Source organism: Mesorhizobium sp. (assembly GCF_005063415.1).
In the GTDB taxonomy this organism is placed as follows: Bacteria; Pseudomonadota; Alphaproteobacteria; order Rhizobiales; family Rhizobiaceae; genus Mesorhizobium.
The window spans coordinates 1-6,002 of record NZ_SUEG01000220.1; the positions used below are offsets into that span (position 1 = coordinate 1).

Genomic DNA, 6,002 nt, shown 5'->3' on the forward strand with positions numbered 1-6,002 from the left:
GTCAGCGGCACCTTCTTCCATGCCATTGCGAGGGGCGCATGAGGGCCTCGCAACAGCAAATTCTCGAAGACATCGCGCTTTGCCTCGTCTTTTTCACCCGGCTGCCGCTGCCGAGAGCCGACTTCCGTGGCCGCAGCCTTGCTGCTGCGATCTGGGCCGCACCGGTCGCCGGTCTCGCCGTCGCTCTGGCCGGTGCGCTGGTCTACGCCGTCGGAACGAGGCTCGGCCTTGCCGCTGGCCCTGCTGCAGCGTTGGCCCTTGCCGCGATCTTGCTTGTCACTGGCTGCCTGCATGAGGACGGGCTTTCGGACGTCGCCGACGGCTTTGGCGGCGGCAAGACGCGCGACAGGAAACTGGAGATCATGCGCGACAGCCGCATCGGTGCCTACGGCGCCTGCGCGCTCGGCATCTCGCTGCTGATCCGCTGGAGCGTGCTCTCTGGATTCGCCGGCCCGGCTCATGTCCTTTGGGCCCTCATTGCCGCGCAAGCGGCTTCGCGCGGCCTGCTCGGCGCCTTCATGCACCTGCTGCCGCCGGCCCGCGCCGACGGCCTCTCGGTTGATGCAGGCACAGTCACGGCCGAAACCGCTATAGCCGGTGCTGTGCTCGGTGCGGCCGCGCTGCTGGCGCTTGGGTTCAGCGCTGCCATCTTCGCGCTCATCCTGCTTGCGTTTCTGTTTGCCGCGTTCCGGGCGCTTTGCCTGAACCAGGTCGGCGGCCAGACCGGCGACACCGTCGGTGCCCTGCAGCAGCTGGGCGAGACCGCAATCCTGCTCGTCGCTTCCGTTTCCCTTTCTTGACTCTGTTTCGGAGATTTCGCCCCCATGCCTTTCAAATCATTCGATGAACTGCGCGCCGCCTGCCTCGACCTGCCCAGTGGCAACGACGCCGCGGCCAATGCCGTCGCCCGCCGCCAGGACACGCTGACCAAGCCGCAAGGCAGCCTCGGCCGGCTGGAGGCAATAGCCGCCTGGCTGGCGCGCTGGCAGGGCCGCGACATGCCGAAGCTCGATCGTGTGAAGGTCTTCGTCTTTGCCGGCAACCACGGCGTCACCGCGCAGGGCGTGTCGGCCTTCCCTTCGGAGGTCACAGTGCAGATGGTGGCGAATTTCGCCGGCGGCGGCGCCGCCATCAACCAGCTTGCCCGTATCGCCGACGCGGAGCTGGACGTCATCCCGCTCGACCTCGACCGTCCGACCGGCGACTTCACGCAAGAGCCGGCGATGGACGACGAGGCCTTCCTCGCCGCCGTCTCGGCAGGCTACGACGCGATCAGCAGGGATCTCGACCTTGTCTGTTTCGGCGAAATGGGCATCGGCAACACCACGCCGGCCGCCGCCATCTCGACCGCTCTGTTCGGTGGTGGCGCGGAGCGATGGACAGGGCGTGGCACCGGCGTCGACGATGCCGGCCTCGTGCGCAAGATCGTCGCCATCGAGGCCGGCCTGAAGCGCCACGCCACGGCTCTAGCCGATCCCCTGAAGATAGCGGCCACGCTCGGCGGCCGCGAGCTCGCGGCGATCCTTGGTGCGACGCTGGCGGCGCGCCACCTCGGCGTGCCGGTGCTGCTCGACGGCTTCGTCTGCACCGCCGCCGCGGCAGCCTTGGCCGGGCTGCATCCCGCCGGCCTTGCCCACACCATGGCCGCTCACGTCTCGGCCGAGTCCGGCCACCGCCGCCTGTTGGAGGCGCTCGGCCTGCCGCCGCTGCTCGATCTCGGCATGCGGCTCGGCGAAGGCTCCGGCGCCTGCCTCGCCGTCAACATCGTCCGCTCGGCACTAGAATGCCACGCCCGCATGGCAAGCTTTGCGGAGGCTGGTGTTTCGGAGAAGTAAGGCGGGCCTAAGTGCGGATTCCATTGATGAACAAACGCTCACAGATCTTCGGAGACCCCAAACAGGGGCTTCGCGATATTCTTGCTCGGATCATCAGAGATTTCGACAGCAAGTGCGGAGCTTTTGCCGGGCTGAAATACAATTCGCCGTGGATACTGGCCACAGAAGATTGGGCAGAGCGATCAGGCCATACAGTCGAGGAACTGTGCGAGATGATTTCTCAGTGGCGGATTTCAGTCCGCTCTGGGAATCCGATGAATCCGCGAATCGTCCGGATTTTTGAAGATCTTCGCAATGCCGCAGAAGAATGGCGAGCAGAAACCGGCTATTACGATCCGCCAACCCATCTAACTCCAGAAATGACGAAATTCCCCAATCGCGAAGAACTGAAAGCCCATACCCTGAAGGCATGGAGTTCTTTGGGATTGGTGAGGCAATGGCATAACTACGATGCCAGGGACCTTGGTTTCCGCGGAATTTTCGAAGACGTTTTTGGCCACAGGGTTACAGTGGGAATGACCATCAAGCTGGGGTATGGCGGGCCAATCTGGTTATATTTTCGCTTCCCCTACTATGCAAACGACGAGCCGACGTCCTTCCACCACCCAATTCTGTCGGGTTCTGGAATATGTGACGCGCTTCGGTTGCCAAGGGTTCCTGAACTCGAATGGATTGCCAGCAAAAGCAAAACAAGCTTCACAGAAGTCGAAAGCGTGCTGGCCCGGGCAACCCTCACCTATCTACGGCCCACCATCCAATAGAAATCAGGCTCGCCGACTGCAACCGGCTGATAGGTGCAACGTGCAAAAACGCCGTCACACGTTCTGGGGTCTTTCCACCAAATCCTGAAGATTTTTGGTGGGTGCGCACAGGATTGAACTGTGGACCCGCTGATTAAGAGTCAGCTGCTCTACCAACTGAGCTACGCACCCACTCGGCCGGTAAAACCGGCGTTGGCGGGCATATAGCCGCCGACATCCGCCATGTCCAGCCCCGTGGGATTCATTTCCCGACAAATCGCCGAAGTGCCTCGCCCGTCAAACAAAAAGCCTGCCTTCCGCCACCTTGACCGCATGGCCGCCGACGCGGGCGGCCGTCAGTTTGCCACCTTCGACATTCAGTTCGAGGCGAATGCGCGAAGGCCGGCCCATCTCCAGCCCCTGCTCGATCCACAGTTGTGAAACGCCGTCGGTCGGGCCGTCGAAATGCATGATCGCGCCGGCGAACGCGGCCGCCGCCGAGCCGGTCGCCGGGTCTTCGTAGGACGGATTGCCGGGCACCATCATGCGGACATGGAAGGCACTGTCGTGGTGCACCGTCTCGCGGCAATAGATGTAGGGGCTGGCGAAGGCCCATTCGCTTTTGCGCGGTGCCAGTTCCGACCACGCCTGGTTGTCCAGCCTGATCCGGGCAGCCGCCTCCAGATTGGCGACGGGGATGGTGACGTAAGGCACTCCAGCCGACCAGAATGAAACGCGGTGGTTCTCGAAGCCGATCTCGTGCGGCCCAAGGCCAAGGGCCGCGCCGATCGCCTCGGGATCGGCCGACAATTCCTGCTGCGCCGGCAGTTTCGCCAGGTCGAACTCGGCAAAGGTCGAACCGTCGTGCTTGCTGACAGCGCAGCGCACCGGGCCGATATTCTCCTCGAGCACGAAGATGCCGGCGGCCTCTCCCGCCATTTCGGCGAGCGCTATCGCCGAGCCGACTGTTGGGTGGCCGGCGAACGGCATTTCATAGTCGGGCGTGAAGATACGGATGCGGGCCCGGTGCTTCGGATTATCCGGCGGCAGCACGAAGACGGTTTCGGACAGGTTGAACTCGCGCGCCACCGCCTGCATCGCCGCAACGTCCAGCCCGTCACAGTCGAGCACCACGGCCAGCGGATTGCCGGCCAGCGGGTTGGTGGTGAATACGTCGTAAAGCAAGTAATTCCGCGGCTGCATCTCAGTAAGTCCTCTGCCTCATTCCCAACATGAGCGAAATTTAATTTGAATTTTGAACCATTAAGCCTGATTTGTGCACTGATGGGATATCACTGAACATAGGGGTCCGGCGTGGACCAGATTGTCAATCTGCCAAAGACGGAATCCGCTTCCGCCATCGAGACGGCGCTCGGGCTCGACCACCAGGGCCTGAAGACAAAACGCCGTCGCGGTTGGCTTTACGCAGTGTTCGCACTGCTTGCCGTCGCCGCGAGTGTCGTCGGCTACCAGTGGCATGCGGGCTCGCCCGCCAAGATCGAGTATACCACGACACTGGCCGCCATGGCCGACTTTACCGTCGCGGTTTCGGCTACCGGCACGCTGCAGCCCCTCACCCAGGTCGATATTTCCAGCGAACTCTCCGGCGTCGTCCGCTCGGTCTCGGTCAACGAGAACCAACTGGTGAAGAAGGGCGATGTGCTGGCCGCGCTAGACACCGCCAAGCTGGAGGTGCAGATCGAGCGCGCCCAGGCCTCCGCCAAGGCAGCGGCGGCGAGTGTCGAGGACGCCACCGTGACCCTGGCCGAAAACGAAAAGGCGCTGGTGCGCGCGGCGCAACTGACCAAGCGCGGCATGGCGACGGACCAGTCGCTCGAAGCGGCAACCGCCACGCGCGATCGCTCGAAGGCGGCGATCGATATCGCCAGAGCCAACCTCGCCATGGCCAATGCCGATCTCAAGGCGCAGCAGACGGATCTTGCCAAGAGTACCATCTACGCTCCGATCGACGGCATCATATTGACGCGCTCGGTCGATCCCGGCCAGACGGTCGCCTCGTCGCTGCAGGCGCCGGTGCTGTTCGTCATCGCCGCCGATCTGAAGAACATGGAACTGAAAGCTGCGGTCGACGAGGCCGATATCGGCGCCGTCAGGCCCGGCCAGCATGCGCGCTTCACAGTCGATGCCTTCCCGGAACGGCCATTCGACGCCGAGATCCGCGACATCTCCTATGCCTCGGTCACCACCGACGGCGTCGTCACTTACGATGCAAGGCTGGATGTCGACAACAGCGAGCTTCTGTTACGGCCCGGCATGACTGCCACCGTCTCGGTCGTCACCAAGCAGGCCAAGAATGTGCTCACCGTGCCATCGATCGCCTTCCGCTACCGGCCGGTGCAGACGGCGGAGCGCGGCTGGAGCCTCACCGACCTGTTCACCGGCCGCATGGGACGCCCCGGAGGCAACCGCCAGCGCCAGGCGGCGGCGAAGCCCACCGACGGCTCGCGCACGCTCTACCTGCTGGAGAATGGGCGGCCGCATCCGGTCAACGTCAGGGTCGGCTCGACAGATGGCGAACTGACCGAGATCGTCTCCGGCCTGGAGGAAGGCGCGCAAGTCATTACCGCCTCGCAGCAGCGGAGCTGATCGTGGCATCGGGCGCGACCCTCATCGGCTTCGACAAGGTCTGGAAAAGCTATGGCCAGGGCGAAGCCCGGGTGCATGCGCTGGCCGGCGTCGACCTCGCCATCAGGCGCGGCGAATTCGTCGCCATCATGGGCCCGTCCGGTTCGGGCAAATCGACGGCCATGAACATCATTGGCTGCCTCGACACGCCGACCGCTGGGACCTACAGCTTCGAAGGCATCGACGCCGGCCGTCTCGACCGCAACCGCCGCGCTCAGCTGCGCAACCTCTATGTCGGCTTCGTCTTCCAGGGCTATAATCTGTTGCCGCGCACCACGGCCGCCGAGAATGTCGAACTGCCGCTGATCTATCGCGGCGTTGGTGCCCGCGAGCGCCGCGTCCTTGCCATGCAGGCACTTGCCGAGGTCGGCCTTGTCGGCCGCGAGCATCATACGCCGGCCGAACTGTCCGGCGGCCAGCAGCAGCGCGTGGCGATCGCGCGCGCCATCGTCACCAGGCCGACGCTGCTCGTTGCCGACGAGCCGACCGGCAATCTCGACACCGCCCGCACGCACGAGATCATGGAGCTCCTGACGCAGCTGAACGGCGAGCTCGGCCTGACCATCGCCATGGTCACGCACGAAGCCGATGTCGCCGGCTATGCGCAGCGCACGATCCGTTTCCTCGACGGCCATGTCGCCTCGGACACGGCCAGTCTCGAGATGGCCTAGCCATGATCTGGGAAACCGTCCGCCTCTCGCTCCGCTCCATCCGCCGCAACGTGCTGCGCTCGTTCCTGACGCTGCTCGGCATCGTCATCGGTGTGGCCGCCGTCATCGCC

Annotated in this window: 6 protein-coding genes and 1 tRNA gene; 5 read left to right on the forward strand and 2 right to left on the reverse strand. The window is 64.1% G+C overall.

The annotated features are described in order from the left end of the window. Positions 1-38 precede the first annotated feature (38 nt). From cobS to E5W70_RS30200, 3 genes are read left to right on the forward strand one after another with little or no spacing between them, the layout of a single operon-like run. Positions 39-800: an adenosylcobinamide-GDP ribazoletransferase gene (cobS, locus tag E5W70_RS30190; protein ID WP_292664935.1), complete on the forward strand. Its 762-nt coding sequence runs from the start codon at positions 39-41 to the stop codon at positions 798-800. Between the two features lie 24 nt (positions 801-824). Then, positions 825-1,835, forward strand: coding sequence for a nicotinate-nucleotide--dimethylbenzimidazole phosphoribosyltransferase (gene cobT / locus E5W70_RS30195; RefSeq protein WP_292664936.1), 1,011 nt, complete (start codon positions 825-827; stop codon positions 1,833-1,835). A gap of 26 nt (positions 1,836-1,861) precedes the next feature. After that, a complete protein-coding gene (locus E5W70_RS30200) occupies positions 1,862-2,596 on the forward strand; it encodes a hypothetical protein (RefSeq protein WP_292664937.1) in 735 nt (244 codons plus the stop codon). Positions 2,597-2,691: 95 nt separating this feature from the next. Here E5W70_RS30200 and E5W70_RS30205 read toward each other — a convergent pair. Both E5W70_RS30205 and E5W70_RS30210 read right to left on the reverse strand, forming a co-directional pair. Continuing rightward, a tRNA-Lys gene (locus E5W70_RS30205) sits at positions 2,692-2,767 on the reverse strand. Between the two features lie 105 nt (positions 2,768-2,872). Further along, positions 2,873-3,778: a PhzF family phenazine biosynthesis protein gene (locus E5W70_RS30210; protein ID WP_292664938.1), complete on the reverse strand. Its 906-nt coding sequence runs from the start codon at positions 3,776-3,778 to the stop codon at positions 2,873-2,875. Positions 3,779-3,889: 111 nt separating this feature from the next. On the opposite strand from E5W70_RS30210, the gene E5W70_RS30215 reads away from it, so the two are divergent. Continuing rightward, positions 3,890-5,182 (forward strand): efflux RND transporter periplasmic adaptor subunit, encoded by a 1,293-nt coding sequence (locus E5W70_RS30215; RefSeq protein WP_292664939.1) that lies wholly within the window; start codon positions 3,890-3,892, stop codon positions 5,180-5,182. 2 nt (positions 5,183-5,184) lie between these two features. After that, positions 5,185-5,892, forward strand: coding sequence for an ABC transporter ATP-binding protein (locus E5W70_RS30220; RefSeq protein ID WP_292664940.1), 708 nt, complete (start codon positions 5,185-5,187; stop codon positions 5,890-5,892). Positions 5,893-6,002: the final 110 nt, after the last annotated feature.

Coding starts and splice junctions, on each gene's coding strand:
- cobS (WP_292664935.1), top strand. CDS start 39: ATGAGGGCCTCGCAACAGCAAATTCTCGAAGACATCGCGCTTTGCCTC.
- cobT (WP_292664936.1), top strand. CDS start 825: ATGCCTTTCAAATCATTCGATGAACTGCGCGCCGCCTGCCTCGACCTG.
- E5W70_RS30200 (WP_292664937.1), top strand. CDS start 1,862: ATGAACAAACGCTCACAGATCTTCGGAGACCCCAAACAGGGGCTTCGC.
- E5W70_RS30210 (WP_292664938.1), bottom strand. CDS start 3,778: ATGCAGCCGCGGAATTACTTGCTTTACGACGTATTCACCACCAACCCG.